This window comes from Labrys sp. KB_33_2 (assembly GCF_052114505.1).
In the GTDB taxonomy this organism is placed as follows: Bacteria; Pseudomonadota; Alphaproteobacteria; order Rhizobiales; family Labraceae; genus Labrys.
On the sequence record NZ_JBFREW010000005.1, the window covers coordinates 350,452 to 373,016 of the forward strand.

A 22,565-nucleotide genomic window follows, 5' to 3' on the forward strand; every position below is an offset into this window, starting at 1 on the left:
GATATCTGGCAGGTCCATGGTTCGAACCCTTCGGCCGGCCATCGTCGTGGTAATGCTGGCCGGTGGCCTGGATTGGGGTCACGCCGTGCAGGCCCAGCAGCCCCAGCCCGATCCGGATTGGCCCTGCATCCAGCGCAAGGTCGGCACGCTCAGCGCCGGCGTGGTCTGGAGCGGGCCGGACATCGCGGCCGCCGGCGACTGGACCAAGGATTTCGACACGGCCGCGCTGGCGCAGAAGCTCGCTTCGCGCCGGACGCCGATCGAGGAGGTCGACGGCCTGCTCGACGGCTTCGTGCAGCAGGCGGGCGCGGAGAAGGACGCCCGCCTGACCCGCCTGTTCGCCGGCGTGCTCGAACTGGTCAACGAGGAGCGCGACAAGATCCTGGGCGGTATCGGCCGCTATGCGCGCGGCCAGAACAAGCTCGCCGACCGCATCCGCGACGAGAGCGACAAGATCGGCGCCGCCAAGGATTCCCCCAGCGCGGTTGGCAGCAAGGAAACAGATGTTCTCGAGACCCAGCTCAAATGGGACAAGCGCATCTTCGAGGAGCGCGGCCGTTCCCTGACCTATGTCTGCGAGACGCCGGTCTTGCTCGAACGCCGGTTGTTCGATATCGCCCGGCGTATCCAGCAGCGCTTGTGACGGGGGGGCCGGTGGACCAGCCGAAACGGATGCGCGCCGCGATATGTGGGACGGTTGCGGACTCTTAGCCCGCAGGCCCTCTCGGGCTTTTTCCCCCTGTAGTGGAAGGCCGCCATTCGGGGGCGTACCGAAGCCATGTTGACAGTGTTGCGGCAGGCATGCAGCCTTCGCAAATGACTTCTCAACACCCTGTCGGACCCTTGGGCTCCGGTTCCTCCCGGTGTCCTTGTTGTCGCTACCGGACGCCGGGTGAGCGCGGTGGCTATGAGGTTTGCCCAGTCTGTCACTGGGAGGATGATGGCCAGGACGATCATGACGCCGACGAGGTTCGTGGAGGCCCTAACGGCTCCTTGTCGCTTACCCAAGCACGACGGAACTTTGAGCAGTCTGGCGTTTCAGATCCGGAACGCTTCGAGCCAAATCATCCAACGCGTTCGTAAAAACATATTGTTGAGGCCTCCTTACTCGGGGGGGCTTTGTGGCTCAAGGGCGGGCGTTCAACGCGCTGCGGGATGATATTCATGCTCTTCGCGATCTGGCGCCTGCGGAAGCCGAAAATCTCGCCATTGTGAAGACCGCTCTTCCGAAGATCATGTAGGCTTCCGCCTGGGAACGAGAAGGGAGGGGCGACTGATGACACGCATGACGGCCAGGGATTTCCCTCAGGAACTCCTCGAACTCTACGACTTCTATGCGCATGGCAAGATCTCCAAGCGCGAGTTCCTCGATCATGCCGGCAAATTCGCTGTGGGTGGCCTCACGGCAGCAGCCATTCTTGCCTCTCTCAGCCCCAATTACGCCTATGCGCAGCAGGTGCAGTTCACTGACCCGGACATCGTGGCCGAGTACATCACCTATTCCTCACCCAAGGGGAATGGCGAAGTCCGTGGCTATTTCGTGCGCCCGGCCAAGGCGACCGGCCCCGTCCCCGGCGTGGTCGTCGTCCACGAGAACAGAGGCCTCAATCCCTATATCGAGGATGTCGCGCGGCGCGTGGCCAAGGCCGGGTTCGTCGCCCTGGCGCCCGATGGCCTGACTTCGGTCGGCGGCTATCCCGGCAATGACGACAAGGGCCGGGACCTGCAGGCCAAGGTCGATCCGGAAAAGCTGATGAACGATTTCTTTGCGGCAACCGAGTTCCTGATGAAGCACAGTTCGGGGACCGGCAAGGTCGGCATGACCGGCTTTTGCTATGGCGGCGGGGTCGCCAATGCCACGGCCGTGGCCTATCCCGAGCTTGCCGCTGCGGTGCCCTTCTATGGGCGGCAACCCAAGGCCGAGGACGTGCCGCGCATCAAGGCGCCTTTGCTGATCCATTATGCGGAACTGGATACCCGCATCAACGAGGGCTGGCCGGCCTATGAGGCTGCGCTCAAGGCCGGCGGCAAGACCTATGAGGCCCATATCTATCCGGGCGTGAACCACGGCTTCCACAACGACTCCACCCCCCGCTACGACGAGGCGGCGGCCAAGCTTGCCTGGGATCGCACGATCGCCTGGTTCCGGCGCTTTCTGGCTTGAGACATTTTGCCCTAACGTCTTGTTTCGGCGCTTCTTTGCGCGTCCTGCTGCTTCCTGTCAGATGCCAAGGGGGCTCCGGCTGTCCCCGGATATGGCATGGCGCCATCCGCACGCGGGCGCAGCCATTGCCCGCCAGACGAGTTAATCTGACTTTCCGCAATTTCTTTGCTACGGAGTGAAAATTACATAGAAGGTGATTGTATTACTATTTCAACAGGTGCGACACATCCCGCCGTCGACCTGCCCAAGATGCAGCCACCTAGGATATTGTAGAATATTGGGTATTTTACGATGCGGAAGCCGCCAAAGCTGGACCCCGAATTGCTGCGGGACTGCTATCTCTCGGGGCAGATGACAGAGGCTCAATGGCAGGAGCACGTCGCCAATGGCGATGTCGAGGAGCTTGCCGGGGCCAAGGACGATAGCGCCTCGATTTCACCGCTGGAAGCCGCGATGATCCTCGGCAGGGACGCCATGCAGTTGCGCGCCCAGCAATTCATGGACAGGCATCCAGAACTCTCGGTCACCGATCTCATGGTCGAATTCGCGCTGCTCGAGGCCGAGATGCTGATAGCGTCGAAAAACCGGGCGGCCTAGTGACAGGCTCGGTTGTCCCGCAGCCATGGTGATTGCACGCAATCCGCACCCAGCTCCTCGGCGGTAGATTTTTGCCGATAGCCGACCGCAGGACGAAGGAGGATCGCTGGCGCCCCCTTGGAGGCGGAGGGTGGCGATGACGATTGGAAACGATCGTTTCCAATCGCAATTGTCTTATTCAGCGCCGAGCTTGCCAGCCCAGCCGGCTTTCGATGCGTCGCGCGCTGGCCTTGACCAGGGCGATCAGGTCGGGATCCTTCTGCTCGAGCTTCCTGTCCGGCACCACGATCGAGATCGTGGCGCGGCAGGCGCCCTGATTGTCGCGGATCGGAGCGGCGATGCAGGCGACGGCAAAATCGGAGTCGCCGGCCTGGATCGAAAGGCCCTGCTCCAGGGCTTCGGCCGCTATCTTCGCCAGCACATTCTGGTCCGTCTCGGCGCGGCCGGTCGGCGAGGCGATCGCCGAGCGCGCGAAGATCTCGCGCCGCTCCGCTTCCGGCAGATGGCCGACCAGGATGCGGCCGGACGCCGTCCAGTTCAGGGGGCTGCGCGTGCCGACGCGCGAAGTCACCTGGAAATGGTCCTTGCCCTCCTCCATGGCCAGCACGACCATGTGGTCGCCGTCCCGCCCGCAGATCTGGATGGTCTCGCCCGAACTGTGGGCGAGTTCGTGCATCTCCTGCTCCGCCACGTTCAGGAGGTCGAGCGTGCGCGCATAGGTCAGGCCATAGTGATAGAGGCGGGGCCCGAGCCAGAGCAGGCCGCCATCCTGGCGATCGAGCATCTCCTTCTCCACCAGGTCGTCGACGATGACATAGATCGTCGACAGGGGAGCGCCGATGTCGCGCGCGATCTCATAGGCGGTGGCCGGACGCTCGACCTTCTGCAGATAGTCGAGAATCTGCAAGGCGCGGTCGATGCCGCTGGTGCGCGAGCGGCGCCGGGTGGCACCGCCTTCATTGACATCGTCACGCTCAAGGGCTGTCGTGGACATGGGATTCCGAGCTTTCCATCACGTGTCATTCTACGCTGCCGCGGCGGCGTCGAACAAGGTAGCCTCAATCGGCAATTCGCCTCGTTCGTGGAAGGCAGCGTGCCGCTTGTCATTGCCGGGCTTGACCCGGCAATCCAGTTCTTCCGGCGGTCCGTGGCGGCGCCTGGATATCCGGGACGGGCCCGGGTATGACAAAGTCCGAGCCGCTTCCTCCTCTAGCGAACCCATCATGGCGTCAATCGGGCCAATGCAGGATCGCGGCTTCCCGGGCCAGCAGGCGATCATCGAACGGTGTGGCGATCGGGATATTGGATTTGCGAGCCTGTTCGAGTTCCTCGGCGAGGCGCGCCGCCACGATCTCCTCTTCGCCCGGATGCAGGTTGCAGGGATCGAGGAAGAAATAGCCATGCTCGACCTCGTGGTCGCGCACGATCACCGGGCGCTCGCCCGCGGCAAGGCGGTCGGCAAGGTCCCAGGCGGTGATGCGGGCTTCCTGCGGGTCGACGAAGACCTGCAGCCGATCGAGCGGATTGTGGGTCGGATCGGGGACGATCACGACCTTCACACCCTGCTTCCCGTCGAGAGCCTTCACCCAGCAATCGAGAGCCTTGCGTTCGCGGGCGCGGATGCCGTCATGATCGCGGGTCTTCCAGGCCTGCAGGGCAGCGAGCGTGCCGACGATACCTTCCTTGCCGACCTTCATGCCGCGGCCGATGCCACGGTTCTGCAGATAGACGTTGCGCACCAGCTCCTTTGGGCCGGCCACGATGCCGGAGGTCGGCCCGCCGAGAAATTTATGGCCGGAATAGAGGACGAGATCGGCGCCGTCGGCCAGGAAGCCCTGAAGATCATATTCGGAGGCCGCGTCGACGATGACGGGAATGCCGCGCTCATGGGCAACCTTGGCGAAGACCCTGAGCGGGATCTGCGCATAGTCGACCACATGATGGGAGACGACATAGACGGCCGCAGCCGTGCGATCGGTGATGGCGCCGGCCAAATGATAGGCCGAAGCGCTGGTGGCCTGGCCGATGGGCACGACCTTGGCCCCGGCGAGGCGGATCGCCTGCTCGATGGGCGCCCCATAGCTGACCATGTGGCCTGACTGGATGATCACCTCGTTCTTCAGGCCGGTGGTGTCGGGCAGGCGTTCGATGGCGGCAAGGTCGGCGCCGGTCATGGCGGCGGCAACGGCGAGGCTGATGGCCGCCGAGCAAGAGGCGGTGATGAAGCCCGCTTCCGCACCGGTCAGGTTGGCGATCACGGCGTTCGCCTTGCGATGAAGGTCTCCGAGTTCGACGAACTCGCTCAGGATCGCCGAGACCGCTTCCACGGCGGGCGGCACCACGATGGAGGCGCCGAGCGATGTCATGGTTCCCGATGCGTTGATGACGGGCCTCAGGCCGAGGCGGCTGCGAATGTCGTTGGCGGACATGGGTTTGGGCTCCGAAAGGCGAAAATGGAAATGGTTCAGTCGATCGCCACGATGGCTTCGATCTCGACGGTGATCTGGCCGGGCAGCGAACCCTGACCGACCGCCGAACGGGCATGGATGCCGCTGTCGCCGAAGATTTCGATGAACAGGTCCGAGCAGCCATTGATCACGGCCGGATGCTCGGCGAAATCAGGCGCGGCGTTCACCATGCCGAAGAGCTTGACCACTCGGCGCACCCGCGAAAGATCGCCCAGCGCGTCCTGCATGACGGCAATCAGGTTGATGCCGGTCAGGCGGGCGTGCCGATAGGCTTCCTCGACCGATACTTCGGCGCCGACCTTGCCGGTATGGGAGCGGCCCTGGGCATCGTTCGGGCCCTGGCCCGACAGGAACAGCAGCTTGCCCTCCTGCACATGGGTGACGAAATTGGCAATCGGCGTGGGCGCGATCGGAAGCGTGATTCCGAGCGCTGCCAGCCGCTCATAGGGCGAGGCCTGCTGGCGCGGAACGGTCTCGGAAATGGTCATTGAAATACTCCAATCATGCGAAAAGCGCCGTCGTCATGCGAAAAGCTCGGTTTGGCGGATGCAGGCGACGTGGTGCCCGCCGCCGATATGCTCGACCGGCGGAATGGCGGCGGCGCAGGCCGGCGCGGCGGATGGGCAGCGGGTGCGGAACACGCAGCCCGAGGGTGGCGCGATCGGGCTGGGGATGTCGCCCTGCAGCGGCACGCGTATGCGCTGGCGCGTGGGGTCGGGCACCGGCGCGGTCGCCAGCAGCGCCTTGGTATAGGGATGGCGGGGAGCGGCATAGACCTGCCGGCTCGGGCCCCGCTCCATGACACGGCCGAGATACATCACCACCACTTCGTCGCACAGATATTCGACGACCGAGAGGTCATGGGCGATGAACAGCATGGTCAGGCTGAGCTTCTTTTTCAGATCGCCGAGCAGGTTGAGGACCTGGGCCTGGACGGAGACGTCGAGGGCCGAGACGGGCTCGTCGGCCACGATGAATTCGGGCTCGACCGCGATGGCCCTGGCAATGCCGATGCGCTGGCGCTGGCCGCCGGAGAATTCATGCGGAAAGCGCGTGGCATATTCGGGCGGCAGGCCGACCAGGCTGAGCAGTTCGGCGACGCGGTCGGCGCGTGCCTTGCCGCGGGGATAGCCGCAGGTATCGAGCGCCTCGCCGATGATGGCTGATATGCGCATGCGCGGATTGAGGCTGGAAAAGGGATCCTGGAAGACGATCTGCAGCCGGCGTCGATAGGCCAGCATTTCTCTGGCGCTGAGGCCGAACAGGTCGACGCCGTCGAAGATCGCCTTGCCGGAGGTCGGCTCGACCAGGCGCAGCACCGAGCGGCCGGCGGTGGTCTTGCCCGAGCCGGATTCGCCGACCAGGCCCACCGTCGCGCCGCGCTTGACGTCGAAGCTGACGTCCTCGACCGCATGGACGATGCGCCCATTGCGAGCCGGGAAATGCTTGGTGAGGTTCTGCACGCTGAGCAGGGGCGTGTCGGCCGCGGCCTGGAGAGAGGGGGCTGTGGTCATAGCTCGGCGCTCCGGATGCAACGCGAGAAGCTGGCTGCTCCGGTCGCGACCAGGTCGGGAATGGCGGCGCTGCAAGCCTCGAGCGCCAGGGAACAGCGCGGTCCGAAGGCGCAACCCGGTGGCAAAGCGGTGATCGCAGGCACATTGCCCGGGATCGAATGCAGGGCCCGGCGCTCGCCGCTGGCATCGATGTCGCGCGCCGCGTTCGGCGTGCAGGCGAGCAGGCCCCTGGTATAGGGGTGGCGCTGATGGGCGAAGAGATCGATGACGGGCGCCTGCTCGACCACCCGGCCGCCATACATCACCACCACATTATGGGCGATCTCGGCGACCACGCCGAGATTATGGGTGATGAACAGGATGGACATGCCGAATTCGGCCTGGAGGCGGCGCAGCAGGTCGAGGATCTGGGCCTGGATGGTGACGTCGAGGGCGGTGGTCGGCTCGTCGGCGATCAGCAAAGATGGGTTGCAGGACAGGGCCATGGCGATCATCACGCGCTGGCGCATGCCGCCGGACATCTGGTGGGGGTAGTCGTCGAGGCGCGAGGCGGCATCCGGTATCTCGACATGCTTGAGCATGGCGAGCGCCCGGCGGCGGGCCTCCCGGCGGTTGACCGGCTCGTGCAGCGCGATCATCTCGCCGATCTGGTCGCCCACCGTGTAGAGCGGATTGAGGCTGGTCATCGGCTCCTGGAAGATCATGGCGATCTCCCGGCCGCGCATGCGGCGAAACTGGCGGGGCTTAAAGGCGGCGAGGTCGTGCACGCCGCCGGCGCGATCGCGGAACAGGATCTTGCCGCCGGCGATGATGCCGGGCCTGGAGAGCAGGCCCATGATCGACAGGCTGGTGACGGATTTGCCGGAACCGGATTCACCCACCACGGCAAGCGTCTCGCCGCGCTTGAGATCGAAGGTCACCCCATCCACCGCCTTGGCGGTGAAGCGCTTGTTGACGAACCAGGTGCGCAGGTCCTGGACGGACAGGATGGTGTCGGGCGCGGTCGAACCTGTCATGACTGCCATCCGCAATGAGGGCAGGCGTGCTTGCCGGCCGTCGGTGCCTGGGCCGGGACATAGCGCTGGGCGGCAACGACCTCCGCGCCCAGGACGACCTGGCGCGGCTCGAACACCTGGGTGAGCCGGCTGAGCGCGCCCTGCGAGTCCTTGACGGTGAGATCGGCGTCGACGACATCGAACAGCGTGAATTCGGCCGGCTGGCCCTTGTCCAGCAACCCGTCCGCCTTGAGGCCGATGGCCCGGCGCGGCTCTGTGGTCACGGCGGTAACCACCTCTTCCAGCTTCATGCCGAGCGAGAGGAGCTTCGACATGGTGGTGGCCATGTCCCACACCGCCCCGTCCAGCGAGCGGTTGTGCAGGTCCGTGGAGATGGTCCGGGGCGGCAGGCCGCGCGCCAGGGCCGCCTTGGCCACGTCGAAGGAGAAGGAGGCGCCGCCATGGCCGACATCGAGCACGATGCCGCGCTCCGCCGCCTCTTCGGCGAGGCGATAGAGGTCCTCGTCCTCCAGGATCGAGCTGCCGGCCTTGCCGTTGAAGCAATGGGTGACGATGTCGCCTTCGGTCAAGAGGCCGAGGACGTCGTCATAGAGCGGCGGCGGCTCGCCGACATGCACCATCAGCGGCAGCTTGAGAATGCGGCCGAGCTTCTTGGCGAGCTTGACGGGGGTGAGGTCCCAGCCGCCGGTGATGACGTGGCTGGCGCGCACCTTCAGGCCGACGATGACGTCGCGGTTCTGCTCGACGGTGGCGATGATCCGCTCGAAATCGATGGAGCGGATGTCCATGAGTTCACTGACCCGGTTGCAGGCGACCAGGCCGATCGAGCCGAGATTGAGGAAGGCGTAGACGTTCTCGCGCGCCGGCTCGATGATGAACTCGCGCAGGCCGTGGAAATTGGCCTCTCCGGCCGAGCCCGCATCGACCATGGTGGTGACGCCGCGCGCGGCACCGCATTGCTCGGGCTTGAGCGAAATGTCGGTGCCGCCATACCAGACGTGAACGTGAAGGTCAGTCCAGCCCGGTGACAGGAAGCGACCTTCGGCATCGATGACGCGAACGTCGTCGCCGGCCGCGATCGAGGCAGCGGCCTCGGCGATGCGACCCTCGCGGTCGACCAGGATGTCGAGGGGCGTGCCGGACGGCGCGGCGGTGAAGCCGATGGTCCTGGCACCCTTGATGAGCAGCGGCCGGTCGGCCTGAGGGAAACGGTTGCCGATCATGGCTCAGATATCCTTTGCTAGGCGCGGATCGAGGAGATCGCGCAGGCCGTCGCCGACCAGTTGCAGTGACAGCACGGTGACGACGATGGCGGCCCCGGGGAACCACATCAGCCAGCCTGCCTTGTCCATGAATTGGCGCCCGACGCTGATCATGGTGCCCCAGGTGGGCGTGTCGGGCGAAATGCCGACGCCGAGAAAGGACAGGCCCGCTTCGGCGAGGATGGCATTGGCGAAGATGAAGGTGCCCTGCACCAGCAGCGGCGAGGTGACGTTGCGCAGCACGTGGCGCAGCAGGATCTTCCAGGTCGGCACGCCGAGAGCGCGGGCGGCCTCGACATAGGGCAGTTCCCGGATCACCAGAGTGGAGGCGCGCACCACGCGGGCGAGGCGCGGGGCATAGACGATGCCGAGCGCGATGATGACGTTGATGGCCGAGGCACCCAGGGCGGCGACCAGTGCGATCGCCAGGAGGATGTCGGGGAAGGCCATCATCGCGTCGATCACGCGCGAGAGGGGGGTATCGGCCTCCCGGAAGAAGCCCGCGGTGAGGCCGAGCGCAATGCCGATCAACGAGGCCAGCACCACCACGGCGAGGCCGACGGACAGGGAGGTCTGGGCCGCATAGAGCATGCGGGCGAAGATGTCGCGGCCGAGATCGTCAGTGCCGAACAGATGGGCGAGGCTCGGTCCCTTCAGGCGATTGGCGACCGAGAGTTTGGTCGGCGAATAAGGCGCGATCAGCGGCGCGAGGATCGCGGCCAGGGCGATGATGGCAAGAACGGCGAGACCGATGAACGCGGTCGGCCGTCTGATCAGGCGCGACAGCAGGCCGGGCGCTGCCTGGTAGGAGGAGGTGATGGCAGCCATTAGTAGCGCACCCTCGGATCGATGAGCAGATAGAGCATGTCGATGCCGAAATTGACGAGGACATAGAGCCCGGCAATCACCAGCAGCGCGCCTTGGATCACGGGGTAGTCGCGCCGGAGCACGGCGGAGACCACGAGATTGCCGATACCCGGCACGCCGAACACGGTTTCGGTCACCACGGCGCCGGAGATCAGCAGCGCCGCGGTCAGGCCGATGACGGTGAGGATCGGGATCAGCGCATTCTTGAAGGCATGCCTGATCACCACGCGCCATTCGCTCATGCCCTTGGAACGGGCCGTGCGGACATAGTCGTCCGAAAGCACGTCGAGCATCGAGGCGCGGGTGAAACGGGTGATCAGGGCCGAACTGACCACGCCCAGTGCCACCGCCGGCAGCACCAGATGATTGAGGCGCTCGCCGAAGGAGGCGCCTGGTCCGCCATAGCCGGACGTATCGAACCAGCCGAGCTTCACCGCGAAGATCTGCATGAGGACGAGGCCGAGCCAGAAGCTCGGCACGCTGGCGGCGAACATGGCGAGCGTGGTCGCCGCCTGGTCGAACAGCGAGCCGCGCCAACAGGCCGAGAGAATGCCGACCGGCAGGGCTATGGCGCTGGCAATCAGCAGCGAGAACAGCGTGAGGAAGAAGGTCGGCTCGGCGCGGGCGGCGAGAGCCTGCGTCACCGGCTGGTTGAGGAAGATCGACTGGCCGAAATCACCCTGCACAAGGCCGAGGACGTAATAGGCGAACTGGGTGATGATCGGGCCGTCCAGGCCGAGCTTGGTGCGCAAGGCGGCGATGTCCGCCTCGGACGCGTCGGGGCCCAGCATCATGGCGGCCGGGTCGCCCGGCGTGACCCGGACGATGATGAACACGATCGTCACGACGAGGGCCATCACGATGATCATGCCGAGGAGGCGGTGGAGAATCGTGCGCAGCATCTGGGATCCTGGCGTTGTTCGAGGCCGGAGAGCGTGACGAGGCGATGTGAGCGGGATCGCGGGCACCGTCGGTGTCGGCTGGTGCCGGCTCTCAAGCCTCCCCGGGAGAGAAAAGGAGGCTATGTCAGCCCATACAGGCACTGGTCGTTTCAGGGGCCGCAGGGGGCTTACTTGCCTTCCAGATAGGCGTTCCAGAAATAGGGCCAGGGCGCCGGCGTGACGCCCTTCAGGTTGGGGGCTTGGGCGGCAAGGGCGTTGAAATTGCCGACCTTGTAGGCTGGCGCCTCGTCATAGAAGGCCTTCTGGACGGCCGGCCACAGGGCCAGCCGCTTGGCGGGATCGGACTCGGCGTTGAACGCGCCCAGTGCCTCGTGCTTCTTGTCCGAGACCCACCAACCGGGCGAGCTGTCCGACATGAAGCCGGTCAGCGACGGCTCGGGCAGGAAGGGGCTGTGGGTGATGTAGATGTCCCACAATTTGGGATCGGTGCGGTTCTTCGTCAGCGTCGCCCATTCCACCACGTCGAGCTCGACCTTGAAGCCGGCCGCCTTGAGATATTCGGCGGCGACCTGTGCCAGCTTGTAGTGGAACTCGTATTGGCGGCTGGTAAGGATGCGCAGAGGCTTGGAGCCGTCATAGCCCGCCTCCTTCAGCAAGGCGGTCGCCGCCTCGACGTCACCCTCCGGCTTGTAGGGCTCAGTTCCCTCTTCGGTATGCCACTGATAGTCCTTGGGATAGAGGGCGCCGTCGACCGAGAAGAATTCCTCCGAGCCGAAGGCGGCCAGCATCATGTCCTGTGGGGAGAGCGCTGCCTGGATCGCCTTGCGGATGCGGATGTCGGAGGTGAGGCCCTCCTTGTTGTTCATGAAGAGGACCGGCCAGCCGAAGGGTTTCAGCAGGACAGGGGCGGTCTTGCCCTTGGAGATCTTGTCGAAAGCCTCGACGGGCAGGGAGTCGACATAGGCGAACTGGCCTGATGCGGCGCCTTCGACGCGGGTATTGGGATCGGGGACCGGTACGAAGCGGATCTCGTCGAGATATTGCTTGCGCGCGCCGCCATAGCCGTTGGGCTCGCCCGGGCGAGACGCATACTCGTCGAAGCGCGCGAGCTGGATGAACTGGTCGGGCTTGCGCTCCTTGAGCTTGTAGGGTCCGGTACCGATGAAGCTGGTCAGGGGATCCTGCCCGGCATTCTTGGCCGGAATGATGATCGCCGCGGCATTGTTGAAGGCGAGCAAAGCGAGCAGCGGTGCATAGGGTTTCTTGAGCGTGATCTTGACGGTGTGATCGTCGGTTGCGTCGATGGCGGCGATCATCTCGGCCGTCTGCTTGCCGCGCGTGGCGATCTTCGTCCATCGTTGCAGCGAGGCGACGACATCGGCGGAGGTCATCACCGAGCCGTCATGGAACTTGATGCCGGTGCGCAAGGGAATGGTGTAGGTCAACCCGTCGGCCGAGATTTTCGGCATCTCGGCGGCGAGCAGCGGGGTCACGCCCCAGTCCTTGTCGAAGGTGAAGAGCGTTTCGAAGATATGCTGGGAAACGATGCCGACGAGGTCGGCGGTCGAAGCCATCGGGTCGAGCGTAGGCGGTTCACCGACGGTGGCGACATCAATGACGCCACCTTTGGTGGGTTCCGCCCATGCCGGTCCGGCGGCCGGAAGCAATGTCAGTGCAAGCAGGGCAGACAGTCGTGCCAAGCGTCCCATATTGCGTCCCTTTGTTACATTACTATGTAATCTATAACTTATTTATGTATCACTATGCCCTCGATGCCGTGTTTGGTCAAGCCGCTTCGTCTTGGCGGGCCTCTGCAGGGGGCGGTTCAGGCATTGGCCAGGCGGTGAAGCACGATGTCGGCGCTGCGGTCGGAATTGAGGATGATGGCGTCCGCTAGGCAGCGAACGCTGAACAGCCAGGGCAGTTCCCACGGCGCCGCCCGCCAGGCGTCATGCGTCTCCCGGCTGGCCGGATGGGCGAGGAAGAGATCGTGGTCGCAGGGTTCCAGGCCGTGATCGAGCGCCCCGAAAGGCGAGGACAGGCGCAGGCCAGGGCCGTCGGCGGTGCGATGGAAACTCGCCTCCAGCCCGCTCGTCTCGTCGCGATAGCGTCCCGCGGGCAGGACGCTCCGGTCTGGTGGAGTCTCGACGAGCCTGAACCGGCGGCGGCGTCCGAATTTTTCGGTCTCGATGCTGCCATCTGCCTGAACCAGGAGATCATAGGGCGCCAGCCCCGCCCGGGGGCGGAAGCGGCCTTGCGCCACCTCCTCGAGCTCTGCTGCCCCCATGCTGGACACCAGGCTGGGCGTGCCGCTCTCGCTGGCGATACGGATGAGAGCGCTGGTGCCGTCCTCCCGATAGGTGCCCGCGCGCTCGTTGAGCATTGCGATCGCCGCGGGAGACAGGGGCGGCCCGGCCTCCAGGCCGAGGACGATGTCGGCGATGCGCCGGGTGAGGGCATAGGGCGAGAACTCGTCGTGATTGGCGAGGAGGACGATGCCGAGGTCGCGCTCGGGAATGCGGATCGATTCCGAGCGCGAACCGGCGATCCAGCCGCTATGCCCGATGCAGCGAAGCCCGTGGTGAAGGCTGGTGACGAGGCCGAGGCCGTAGGGGGAGGCGATGCCGTTGATCACGGCGCCGGGCGCTTCCATGCGGGCGATCATCGCGGCGTCGCCGACCTTCGGCCGGGCGAGATTGGCCTGCCAGGCCAGCATGTCCTCGAGGCTCGACACCAGCCCGCCCTCGCCGCCGATGGCGATGCCCCAGGCGGCCTTGAGCCAGGCGCCGTCCGGGCCGCGGCGATGATGGGTGACGAGGCGTGGATAGATCTCGTCGTCGCGCAGCATCAGCCTGGTGTCGTGCATGCCGAGCGGGCCGGTGATGCGCTCACGCAGGAGATCGTTGAACGACAAGCCCGAGACCTGTTCGAGGATTTCCGACAGCAGCAGGAAATTGGAGTTGGAGTAGAGCAGGTCCGTATCGGGCGGGAAGTTGAGACCCTTCTGGCGGGCGACGATGGCGCGTGCGGCGGCGCGGGAGGAGGGGGCCAGGATCGGAATGCCGGCCAGGATCATGGTGTCGAGAATGTCGCGCAGGCCGCTGGTATTGGCGGCCAGGTGCCTCAAGGTGATCGGCTGCTCATAGGCGGGCAACCAGGGGCAGTGGTCGCGGACGTCATCGCTGAGGGAGAGCTTGCCCTCGGCTTCCATCATCAAGGTCAGCAGCACGGTGAACTGCTTGCTCTGGGAAGCGATGCGCACGACCGAGGTCGGCGACAACGCGATGCCATGGGCAAGGTCGGCCATGCCGCTGCAGCGCTGATAGACAACGACGCCCCCGAGCGTCACCGCCGCCATGAAGCCCGGCGAGGTCTCGCTGGCCCAGGGCGCGAAGAGGGCATCGATCTCGGCGACGGCGGCCGGGGCAAGGGAAGAGGTGGTCATGGCATGCGACTTTCTGGCAAAGTGGCTTTGGGCATTGAAAACACTGTCATTCCCGACGGTGACTTGCGTCGCAGCAGCTACTCACCCTGTTTGCGCTACGACATGCACACATCTCGACCAAGCCGGCTGGAGCGCGCGAATCCCTCCCCGGCTTCGGGGAGGGTGGGCGAGCGAAGCGAGGTCGGGTGGGGGAGAGTGGTACAAATCCAGCCATCATTGGCGTGGTAGTGCCACCCTTCCCCATCGGTCGCTGCTTTATCTGGAAAGCGTGAGATGTCAGCATGCCGTGGCCTTCTTACAGGGCGGTGCTGCGCGACCTCGACGGCAGCGCCGCCGCAGGCGACTCATTTCTCGAGATAGACGTTCCAGAAGGCCGGCCAGGGCGAGGGCTCGAAGCCCTTCAGCTTGGGCGACTTGGCCGAGAGGGCGTTGAAGTCGCCGATCTTGACGATCGGGGCTTCGGTCATGATCAGCTCCTGCACGCGCTGCCAGTGCTTGACCCGCTCGGCTGGATCGGAGGTGGCGTTGAGGGCATCGACCGCCGCCCGGCTGTCGGGCGTATCCCACCAGCCGACCGAGGCCGGCGCCAGGATGTTGATCAAAGCGGGTTCGGGCAGGAAGGGGCTGTGGGTGATGAAGATGTCCCAGGATGCCGGGTTCTGGATCTGCTGGACCAGTGTTGCCCAGTCGACGACATCCATCTTCACCTTGAAGCCGGCGAGCTTGAGATATTCGGCGGCGACCTGCGCCATCTTGTAGTGGAACTCATATTGGCGGCTGGTGAGGATGCGCAGCGGCACCTCCTCGCCGAGGCCCGCCTTTTTCAGTTCGGCCTTGGCCTTTTCGGCGTCGGCGATATCATAGTTGCCTTCGACGCCAGCATCCGTGCGCCAGGGATAGCCTTGCGGATACATGGCGCCATCGACGGCATAGAATTTGGTGTCGCCAAAGGCGGCCGCCAGCATGTCGCTCTCGCTGAGCGCGAGCTGCACCGCCTTGCGCACGCGCATGTCGGCAAGGACGCCCTGCTTGGCGTTCATGCGGATCATCGGCCAGCCGAAATGTTCGAGAAGCACCGGCTCCGACTTGCCCGACTTGATCCTGTCGAACTGTTCGACGGGCAGCGAGTCCGCATAGCCGAATTGGCCGGAGACCGCGCCTTCGATGCGGGTATTGGGATCGGGAACCGGTACGAAGCGGATCTCGTCGAGATATTGCTTGCGCGCCCCGCCATAACCGTCGGGCTCGCCGTCACGCGAGCGGTAGCCCTCGAAGCGCACGAGCTGGATATATTGATCGGGCTTGCGCTCCTTGAGCTTGTAGGGTCCGGTGCCGATGACCTGCTTGAGCGGCGTGTCCTGGTCCTCGGATGGCAGGATCACGGCGGCCGAATTGTTGAAGGCGAGCAAAGCGGGCAGTGGCGAATAGGGCTGCTTGAGCGTGATGCGCACCGTCAGCGGGGCGGCGGCAGCGATATCGACGACCAGCGGAGCGACCTGCTGGCCGCGGGAGGCAACCGTCAGCCAGCGCTTGAGGGAGGCGACGACATCGGCAGAATCCATCGCGCTGCCGTCGTGGAAGGTGATGCCCTGGCGCAGCTTGATCTCATAGATCTTGCCATCCGGGCTCACCGTGGGCAGCGCTTCGGCCAGCAGCGGCGTGACGTTCCAGTTGCGATCGAAGGTGAACAGGGTTTCGAAGATGTGCTGGCCGACCATGCCGACGATGTCGGTGGCGCTCGCCATCGGGTCGAGCGTCGGCGGTTCGCCGATGGTGGCGACGTCGATGACACCGCCTTTCTCAGGCCCCGCCACCGCCGGGCCGATTGCCGGCAATAACAGCGCAGCAAGAGCCACGGCCAGACTGAACGCACGCTTCATGGATCCTCCCCGGAATTCATTATAATGGAATATATATCTTATTTAGGGACTATGGTTGCATCCCCTTCCGACCTCGTCAAGATGTTACCGGCAGCTTATCGCGCGAGCGCATCTTGCGATGGCGCGGTGCGAGAGCGTGTGTACCGAAGGGGATGGCGAGCTTGCGCAACCTTGTGAGTAAACGGCGCGGATGAACAAGAATCGTAGGGACTCGGCGAAGCGCGACGTTAGGGTAGGGCAGCGTTTCCGCCCAAACGCGCTTTGGCTCCGTCCGAATCCCGCACAATATCCGGTTGGATAAGGAGGCCCGTGGTCGAGAGGAAAAGTGGCATGATCGCGCTTGCTGAGGTCCGCCATACGCTCCGGGGGCTCTATTTCGGCTCAAGCCGGCGCGCCGTCTGCTTCCAGATCCTGCGCTTCGTCATCGATGTCGGCATTCTCGTCTTCTTCATCGCCGGGCCGAGCATGAAGAACGAGACCTGGCATACGGCCATCAATGCCATCGTCGCGGCGATCATCGTGCTCGAACTCGCCGCTAGCGCCCTCGTTGCGCCCAGCCTGAAGAAATGGGCGCTGCGGCCGATGACCTGGATCGATGTCGCCATTCTCGCCACCTTCTTGGTACCCGCATTCTTCTCCAACCTGTTCCTGCGCGTGCTGCGCATCTGGTCGCTGAGCAAGAGCAATCTGTTCACGCTGGCACTGCGCAAGTCGGGCTACCGGCAGATGGAAGACACGTTGCGCGCCGCGATCGATCTCACGGTGTTCCTGTTCCTGATCTCCAGCTTCGTTTACACCATGTTCTACGGCAACGGCTTCGATGGCTATGTCCAGGCCCTGTACTTCACCGTCGCCACGGTGACGACGACGGGCTTTGGCGACATCACCTTGCCCGGCAATCTCGGCAAGCTCACCTCCATCGTCGCCATGATCATCGGCGTGTCGCTGTTCGTGCGCCTTGCCCAGGCGATCGTGCGGCCGCACAAGGTGAATTTCAGCTGCCCCCAATGCGGGCTCTCGCGGCATGAGACGGATGCGGTGCATTGCAAGGCTTGCGGCCATGTCCTGAACATCCCGGATGACGGGGACTGAAGCCGGTCAATCCGGCCTAACGGGTGCGGCACGCAGAAGTGCCGCGATCCTGCCGGCCTGCGAGGACTCGATGCCCATGCTCCCGATCATCGCCAACAGGGTTTGGCGATCGACGGCGTCAGCACCGGAACCGGGGGTCGTGGCCGCGATGGCACCGGCGGCATTGGCAAGGACGCTGGCGCCCGCCGGTGACAAGTCGTTGACGATGCCGAAGAGATAGCCGGCGGCGAAAGCATCGCCGGCACCAGTGGTGTCGACGGCCTCGATCCTGGCGGCCGGCGAGACGAATTTGTGTTGCCGGCTATGGAGGAGCGACCCCCGGGCGCCGCGCTTGATCACGACATTCCTGGCACCCGCCTCGATGAGGTTTCTGGCGACCCGATCGAGAGCTGGCCCATCGGTGGAGGCGCCGAGCAGACGGGCATCAGCCTCGCCGAGGAACAGCGTGTCGATGGTGGGCAGAAGGGCAAGCACCATTTCCTTGATGGTGCCGGTAATGCCGGCGGGGATGTCGAGGCTGACTGGAATACCCGCAGACGCCGCTTGCGCGACCGCGCAAAGGGCGGCCTCGCGCTGCGGCGCCTGCAGCAAGGCATAGCCCGACAGGTGCAGGAGAGCCGTGCCGGCCAGGGCGGCCGGATCGACCTCGTCCGCCCTCAACCGCACATTGGCGCCCCGATAGGCGAACATGGTGCGCTCGCCGCTTGCGCTGACCACCACAACGTTGAGCTGCGTGGGTTCCGCCTCGTCCCGCCGCACCCATCCTGTCTCGACGCCGGCCTGCCTCATCGCACCGAGGCACCAGTCGCCCCAGCTGTCCTTGCCGGTCTTGCCGATGAAGTGCACCGGCAAGCCGAGGCCCGCAAGGATCCGCGCGGTATTGGTGGCAGAGCCGCCCAGGCCATGGCTCTGGCGCTCGGCGATGCCCTCGCCGCCCTCCGGCGGATAGGTGGGGACCTGGAGCGTCAGGTCGACATTGATGTCGCCGAGGACTGCCACTGCCGGCACGATCTCTCCTTGGGCACTCATAGGCTGGGGCGAGGCTATTCTAGACGATGTACATCTGGTCGATGGCCTGGGCGACGTCGGCGATGATGTCGTCGGCATGCTCGATCCCCACCGAGAAGCGCACGAGGCCGTCGACGATGCCCATGGCCTGGCGTTCCTGCGAGGGGATGTCGAGGAAGGCCATGGTGCCCGGCATCTGCGTGGTGGTGCGCAGGCCGCCGAGGCTGGCGGCGAAGGAGCACAGCTTCAGCCGCTTGAGCAGGCGCACCCCGTGCTCCTCGCTCTCCACCTGGAAGGACAGCATCGCGCCGAAATTGCGCAGCTGCTCCTTGGCCGTGGCGTGGTTGGGGTGCGAGGGCAGGCCCGGATAGAACACGCGCTTGACCTTGTCATGCCCTTCCAGATAGCGGGCGAGGGCGGCGGCGTTGGCGCACTGCTTTTCGAGCCGAAGCGCCAGGGTCTGGGCGCCGCGCAGCAGCAGCCAGGCATTGAAGGGCGAGAGTGGTGCGCCCAGCTTGTTGAGCGTGTTCCAGCGTACGTCCTCCAGCCAATCCTTGGGCAGGATCTCGGATTTGAGCGTGATGATGCCGCCGACGGCGTCGTTGTGGCCCCCGATGAATTTGGTGGCACTCTCCACCACCACGTCGACACCGAAGGCGTGCGGCTGGCATACGGCGGGGCTAGCGAAGGTGTTGTCGCAGATCACCGCGATGCCGCGACTATGGGCGAGTTCCACCAGCTTGCGCATCGGGGGCACCTTCATGGTCGGGTTCGCGAGCGCCTCGAAATAGAGCACCTTGGTCTTGTCGGTGAAGGCGCGCTCGACCTGGGTGGGGTCGGTGGTGTCGACGAAGCTCACGGTGATGCCGAAATCGCCGATGCGATGGTCGAAGAATTCGTGCGTGCTGGAATAGGTGGTCAGGTCGGTGACGATGTGGTCGCCTGCCTTGAGGATGCCGAACAGCGCGTGCGAGATCGCGGCCATGCCCGAGGCCGTGGCAAGGCAGGCATCGGCCCCGGTCAACTGCGCCAGATGTTCCTCGAGCTTGTATTCGGTGGGATTGCCGCAGCGGCTGTAGATGTTCACGTCCTTGCGCGCGCCGGCTACGATCTGGTCGTAGATGTCGCCAGCATATTGGAAATTGGCCGACATGTAGATGGGATAGCTGATCGATTGCGATTCCGGCTCGGGCGCATAGAACACGGCGCGGCTGGCGAAATCGAGCTCTTTGGACGACATGCGGGCACTCCTTGAGGTGTCATTCCTTGACGGCGCCGCCGGTCAGGGCGGCGGTGATCTGGCGTTCGAACAGGACGAAGAGGACGAGCGGGGCGAGGGCGGCGATGAAGATGGCGGCCAGCATCACCGGATAGTTGGTGATGTGCTCGCCGACGAAATCGGCCAGGCCGACCGGCAGCGTCTTCCTCGCCGGGGTGTTGATGAAGACGAGCGGGAAGAGGAAGTCGTTCCACACCCAGATCATGTTGACGATCGCGGCGGTGAACATGGCCGGCCGGGCGAGCGGCACCGCGATGCGCCAGAAAATGCCGAATTCGCTGCAGCCGTCGATACGTGCCGCGTCCATCAGTTCGCGCGGCAGGGTGACGAAGAAGGCGCGCATGATGAACAGCGTCACCGGCACGTTGAAGGCCGCCGTCGGCAGGATCACGCCGAGATGGGTGTCGAGCAGGCCCATGGTGCGCAGCACCACCACCAGCGGCACCAGCGCGACATAAGCGGGAATCGCCATGGCGACCATCAATCCGGCCTCGACGCCGGCCAGCCAGCGCGGGCGGTAGACGGCGAGCCCATAGCCGCCGGCCGTGGCGGCGGCGACGGCCAGCAGGGTCGAGCCGGCCATCACGATCAGCGAGTTCAGGGAATAGGTGCCGAGCGCACCATTGCTCCAGGCTTGGGCGAAGGCGTCGAGGCTCGGGGCTGACGGCAGCGACCACACCGAGCGCATGAATTCCTTGTTGGTCTTGAGCGTGCTGTAGGCCATCCAGGCGAAGGGAGACACCACGATCGCCACATGGAGCGACAGGAAGGCGAGGACGCCGAGGCGCGTCGGGCTCCAGCGGGACAGGGCCGGCATGCTCACGCCTCCCTGCCGGTGGCGCTGCTGCGCAGCGAGCGGAAGATGATGAAGGCGCCGATGGCGGTCAGCAGCATCTGGGCAAAGCCGATGGTCGCGGCATAGCCCATCTCGAAGGCGTTGAAGCCGACCTTGTAGAGATAGGTGGAGACCACTTCGCTGGCGTGGTTGGGACCGCCATTGGTCAACACGAAGACCAGGGAGAAGGTCTTCAGCGAGCCGATGATGCAGAGCAGGACATTGGCTCGCACCGTGTCCCACACCATGGGCACGGTGACCGAGACGAAGGAGCGCCAATGGCCGGCCCCGTCGAGCTCGGCCGCCTCGAACACGCTTTCGGGCACGTTGCGGATCGCCGCCACGAACAGGAGCACGTAGAGCCCGAGATAGGTGAAGCTCATCACCGCCACCACGGCGGCGAAGGCGGTTGAGGACTGGCCGAGCCAGCCCGAGGCGAGGCTGCCGAGACCGACGGCCTTCAGCCCGGCATTGAGCAGCCCGAAATAGGGATTGTAGATGAAGCGCCAGAGAAGGCCGATGCACACTTCGCTGACGATCACCGGGACGAGATAGAGAAACAGGAAGAAGCGCCCGGCTGCGCCGACGACACGCACCAGGCAATAGGCGATGGCGAGGGCGAGCAGCACCTGCAGGACGATGGCCGAGACGGCGACGGCGAGGTTTCGGGCGAGAGCCGCCCAGAAGAAGCCGTCACCGGCCAGGCGGACGAAATTGTCGAGGCCGACAAAGACGGGGGCGGCCGAGCCGTTCCACTGGTAGAAGGACAGCACGCCCGAATGCAGCACGGGATAGGCGACGAAGAGGCCGACCAGGATGAGCGTCGGCAACAGGAAGGCGAACGCGTAACGCGCGTCGCGGCCTGCCGACGGGTCCTTTCCTGCTTCCTGCGCTGCCATGAAATGCTCTCTCCTTCCCGGAAGGCGCGTCTTATTTCGCCTTCAGGGCTTCTTCCACGCGCTTGGCGGCATCGGCCGGCGCGACCGAACCGTCGAGCACGCCCTGGAGCGAGGTGTAGTAGGCATCGGTTCCCTTGGGCGGCATGGCGGTATCGTAGAAGGGATCGAGCTTGCCGGCCTTGCTCATCAGATCATTGCTGATGGCATAGAGCACCGGTCCCGCGGCCGCCTGCGTGGTGGCGCCCTTGACGGTGACCATGGTCTTGCGCAGCTCGACATATTTGGTCATCACCGCCGGCGAGGTGAGGAAGCGCAGCAGCGTGACCGCGTCCTTCTTGTTGGCGGTCTTTTCGGCGATGCCGAAGGCCGCCGCGACGCCGCCCAGCACGTCGCCGGGATTGCCCTTGCCGCCGGCCACCGTCGGGAAGGGGAAGAAGCCGAGCTCGAAGCCCTCAGGCGCGTCGGCGGAGGCGCCGATCTGCCAGGTGCCGTTGAGCATCATCGCGGCCTGGCCATTGAGGAAGAGCATATTGGCTTCCTGGTCGCTCATGCCGTTGAAGCCGACGGGGAAATAGCCCCTGGAGGACAGGCTGGCGATGCGGGTCAAGGCCTCGGTGGCCTCCGGACCGAGATCGGCGTCGGCCTTGCCCGCCACGATGTCGGAAACCAGGCCCGACCCCTTCAGGCGCATTTCGAGATATTGGAACCAGAAGGTGGCCGGCCAGGAATCCTTGTTGCCCAGCGCCATCGGCACGAGGCCGTCGGCCTTGATCTTCTCGCACAGGGCCAGGAATTCGTCGTAGCTGGTCGGAACCGCCCAGCCTTTCTCGGCGAACAGAGCCTTGTTGTACCAGAACACGGCGGCATCGATGTCGATCGGCACGGCATAGGCGTGGCCGCCGATGCTGGTCTGCGCCAGGGCCGTCGGCAGGAAGCTCTCGCCCCAGCCATCCTTGGCGAGATCGGCGTCGAGCGCATACATCTGGTGACCGGCCACGAAGGCGCCGAGGAAGCCGCCGGGCAGGGTGTAGAACACGTCCGGCGGGTTGCCGGAGGCCATGGCGGTGTTGAGCTTGGTCTTGTAGGCCGACTGCTCGGCCGCCACCACGTTGAGCTTGATGTCGGGATGGGCCTTGGCGAATTCGTCCAGGGCGTAGGTAATGAAGTCGACCTTGTCCTTCTGCCCCGAATAGGCGTGCCAGAAGGTCAGCTCGCCCGCCAGCGCCGACAGGCTCATCGCCAAGGACGCGGCAACGCCAAGTGCGAGTGCGCGAAAACGCATGTCTTCAATCCTTCCCCACCGGTTCCGAATGCTCGGTTCGATTAATTGCAGTGGT

Annotated in this window: 21 protein-coding genes; 5 read left to right on the top strand and 16 right to left on the bottom strand. The window is 64.9% G+C overall.

The features are described 5' to 3' along the window. Positions 1-16 precede the first annotated feature (16 nt). The 4 genes from AB4037_RS12015 (at position 17) to AB4037_RS12030 (ending at position 2,761) form a co-directional block, all read left to right on the top strand. Positions 17-643, top strand: coding sequence for a hypothetical protein (locus tag AB4037_RS12015; RefSeq protein ID WP_434960061.1), 627 nt, complete (start codon positions 17-19; stop codon positions 641-643). A gap of 173 nt (positions 644-816) precedes the next feature. Next, the gene (locus AB4037_RS12020; protein ID WP_434960062.1) at positions 817-1,083 is read left to right on the top strand and encodes a CPCC family cysteine-rich protein; all 267 of its coding nucleotides are present in this window, start codon (positions 817-819) and stop codon (positions 1,081-1,083) included. Positions 1,084-1,276: 193 nt separating this feature from the next. Beyond that, the gene (yghX, locus tag AB4037_RS12025; RefSeq protein ID WP_441771665.1) at positions 1,277-2,164 is read left to right on the top strand and encodes a YghX family hydrolase; all 888 of its coding nucleotides are present in this window, start codon (positions 1,277-1,279) and stop codon (positions 2,162-2,164) included. Between the two features lie 291 nt (positions 2,165-2,455). Further along, positions 2,456-2,761, top strand: a complete 306-nt coding sequence (locus tag AB4037_RS12030) for a hypothetical protein (RefSeq protein WP_434960064.1) — start codon at positions 2,456-2,458, stop codon at positions 2,759-2,761. Between the two features lie 178 nt (positions 2,762-2,939). Here the strand turns inward: AB4037_RS12030 and AB4037_RS12035 are convergent, their stop codons facing one another. From AB4037_RS12035 to AB4037_RS12085, 11 genes are all read right to left on the bottom strand, one after another. Further along, complete coding sequence (locus tag AB4037_RS12035; protein WP_434960065.1) at positions 2,940-3,755, bottom strand: IclR family transcriptional regulator; 816 nt, start codon at positions 3,753-3,755, stop codon at positions 2,940-2,942. A 235-nt stretch (positions 3,756-3,990) separates the two neighbouring features. Continuing rightward, positions 3,991-5,190, bottom strand: a complete 1,200-nt coding sequence (locus tag AB4037_RS12040; protein WP_441771666.1) for an aminotransferase class V-fold PLP-dependent enzyme — start codon at positions 5,188-5,190, stop codon at positions 3,991-3,993. A gap of 35 nt (positions 5,191-5,225) precedes the next feature. Then, a complete protein-coding gene (locus tag AB4037_RS12045; protein ID WP_434960067.1) occupies positions 5,226-5,717 on the bottom strand; it encodes a RidA family protein in 492 nt (163 codons plus the stop codon). A gap of 33 nt (positions 5,718-5,750) precedes the next feature. Further along, positions 5,751-6,743, bottom strand: a complete 993-nt coding sequence (locus AB4037_RS12050) for an ABC transporter ATP-binding protein (RefSeq protein ID WP_441771667.1) — start codon at positions 6,741-6,743, stop codon at positions 5,751-5,753. Beyond that, positions 6,740-7,759, bottom strand: a complete 1,020-nt coding sequence (locus tag AB4037_RS12055; protein WP_434960069.1) for an ABC transporter ATP-binding protein — start codon at positions 7,757-7,759, stop codon at positions 6,740-6,742. The genes AB4037_RS12050 and AB4037_RS12055 overlap by 4 nt, the downstream gene beginning before the upstream one ends. Continuing rightward, entirely contained in the window at positions 7,756-8,982 is a 1,227-nt protein-coding gene (locus tag AB4037_RS12060; protein WP_441771668.1) for an amidohydrolase/deacetylase family metallohydrolase, read from the bottom strand. The genes AB4037_RS12055 and AB4037_RS12060 overlap by 4 nt, the downstream gene beginning before the upstream one ends. A 3-nt stretch (positions 8,983-8,985) precedes the next feature. Beyond that, positions 8,986-9,849: an ABC transporter permease gene (locus AB4037_RS12065; RefSeq protein ID WP_441771669.1), complete on the bottom strand. Its 864-nt coding sequence runs from the start codon at positions 9,847-9,849 to the stop codon at positions 8,986-8,988. Then, positions 9,849-10,790: an ABC transporter permease gene (locus AB4037_RS12070; RefSeq protein ID WP_441771670.1), complete on the bottom strand. Its 942-nt coding sequence runs from the start codon at positions 10,788-10,790 to the stop codon at positions 9,849-9,851. The genes AB4037_RS12065 and AB4037_RS12070 overlap by 1 nt, the downstream gene beginning before the upstream one ends. 167 nt (positions 10,791-10,957) lie before the next feature. Then, complete coding sequence (locus tag AB4037_RS12075; RefSeq protein ID WP_434961317.1) at positions 10,958-12,490, bottom strand: ABC transporter substrate-binding protein; 1,533 nt, start codon at positions 12,488-12,490, stop codon at positions 10,958-10,960. A 125-nt stretch (positions 12,491-12,615) separates the two neighbouring features. Continuing rightward, positions 12,616-14,235 carry a serine hydrolase domain-containing protein gene (locus AB4037_RS12080; protein WP_441771671.1) on the bottom strand — a complete coding sequence of 540 codons (1,620 nt, stop codon included), beginning with the start codon at positions 14,233-14,235 and terminating at the stop codon, positions 12,616-12,618. 344 nt (positions 14,236-14,579) lie between these two features. Beyond that, positions 14,580-16,115 carry an ABC transporter substrate-binding protein gene (locus AB4037_RS12085; protein ID WP_441771672.1) on the bottom strand — a complete coding sequence of 512 codons (1,536 nt, stop codon included), beginning with the start codon at positions 16,113-16,115 and terminating at the stop codon, positions 14,580-14,582. Positions 16,116-16,445: 330 nt separating this feature from the next. Here AB4037_RS12085 and AB4037_RS12090 point away from each other — a divergent pair, with 330 nt between their 5' ends. Next, a complete protein-coding gene (locus AB4037_RS12090) occupies positions 16,446-17,207 on the top strand; it encodes a potassium channel family protein (RefSeq protein WP_441771673.1) in 762 nt (253 codons plus the stop codon). A 6-nt stretch (positions 17,208-17,213) separates the two neighbouring features. Here the strand turns inward: AB4037_RS12090 and AB4037_RS12095 are convergent, their stop codons facing one another. Genes AB4037_RS12095 through AB4037_RS12115 form a run of 5 tightly spaced genes read right to left on the bottom strand, consistent with a single transcriptional unit; the run spans position 17,214 to position 22,510 of the window. Continuing rightward, entirely contained in the window at positions 17,214-18,215 is a 1,002-nt protein-coding gene (locus AB4037_RS12095) for a carbohydrate kinase family protein (RefSeq protein WP_441771674.1), read from the bottom strand. A 40-nt stretch (positions 18,216-18,255) separates the two neighbouring features. Continuing rightward, on the bottom strand, positions 18,256-19,455 hold the full coding sequence (locus AB4037_RS12100) for a trans-sulfuration enzyme family protein (protein WP_441771675.1): 1,200 nt from the start codon (positions 19,453-19,455) through the stop codon (positions 18,256-18,258). Positions 19,456-19,474: 19 nt separating this feature from the next. Continuing rightward, a complete protein-coding gene (locus AB4037_RS12105; protein WP_441771676.1) occupies positions 19,475-20,311 on the bottom strand; it encodes a carbohydrate ABC transporter permease in 837 nt (278 codons plus the stop codon). Between the two features lie 2 nt (positions 20,312-20,313). Continuing rightward, positions 20,314-21,228: a carbohydrate ABC transporter permease gene (locus AB4037_RS12110; RefSeq protein WP_441771677.1), complete on the bottom strand. Its 915-nt coding sequence runs from the start codon at positions 21,226-21,228 to the stop codon at positions 20,314-20,316. A 31-nt stretch (positions 21,229-21,259) separates the two neighbouring features. Next, a complete protein-coding gene (locus AB4037_RS12115; protein WP_441771678.1) occupies positions 21,260-22,510 on the bottom strand; it encodes an ABC transporter substrate-binding protein in 1,251 nt (416 codons plus the stop codon). Positions 22,511-22,565 lie beyond the last annotated feature (55 nt).